We start from the raw sequence: 628 nt of genomic DNA, 5'->3' as shown, positions 1-628 counted from the left end.
AGTACGATGCCGAAGACCGATCCGGCATGTTTGCCGAGCGCGCGGCCGATATCACTGAGCGACCAGCCCTCCTTCCACCGGGTCCAGAGTTCCCGCTTCTGCTCTGCCGATAAGCCTGGACGACCCATACGCGCCATAGATAGTTCTCCCGAAGCCAACGAAATCAATCATGATGCGCTGACCGGTTGAACCCACCGTGGCTTTCTTGAGGATGTCGCGCTCTTGGCGCAGCACCTCGTTCTCGCGCCGGAGGCGCTTGAGCTCGGCCATGACGTCCTCATGGGGCGGGGTGCCCGACGAGGGCCGTGTGTCCTGGTGCTCCGCCATCCAGCGCGCGAGCGTTGAACGGTTCACCCCAAGATCATCAGCGATCGCGCGTTGGGAGCGCCCACTCGTTAGAACGAGGCGGACGGCCTCATCCTGAAACTCTCTCGTAAAACGGCTCTTCGGCATGGAGATCCTCCTGCTTCATGAGACGCTCTCCATTTTTTCGAAGCAAGACCACCGCCGCTTCGGCATCGCGCTTCGTCTCGACCTCGGCCAGCTGGCGCAGCACGAGTTCGAGCCAGTCGAGCTGATGGGCGATCTCCGCCGCCAGCCGCGGCGGCAGGGGCCGACCATCCCCCGT

The 628-nt window shown here is 63.2% G+C and carries 1 protein-coding gene and 2 pseudogenes; all 3 read right to left on the bottom strand.

Annotation, left to right across the window (positions count from 1 at the left end; all coding sequences use genetic code 11):
• Positions 1-137 (bottom strand): helix-turn-helix domain-containing protein (locus FS320_RS51425; RefSeq protein WP_420846860.1); only part of this gene is annotated, 137 nt, incomplete at its 3' end.
• A 58-nt stretch (positions 138-195) separates the two neighbouring features.
• A pseudogene (locus FS320_RS49580) lies at positions 196-453 on the bottom strand (transposase); the annotation flags it as partial.
• Positions 416-628, bottom strand: a pseudogene (locus tag FS320_RS46945) (hypothetical protein); the annotation flags it as partial. The pseudogenes FS320_RS49580 and FS320_RS46945, both read right to left, overlap by 38 nt.

The organism is Microvirga tunisiensis, from assembly GCF_009296175.1.
GTDB classification, from domain to species: Bacteria; Pseudomonadota; Alphaproteobacteria; order Rhizobiales; family Beijerinckiaceae; genus Microvirga; species Microvirga tunisiensis.
The sequence above is the reverse complement of the archived record's forward strand: the minus strand, read 5'-3'. Positions and strand labels throughout refer to the sequence as shown.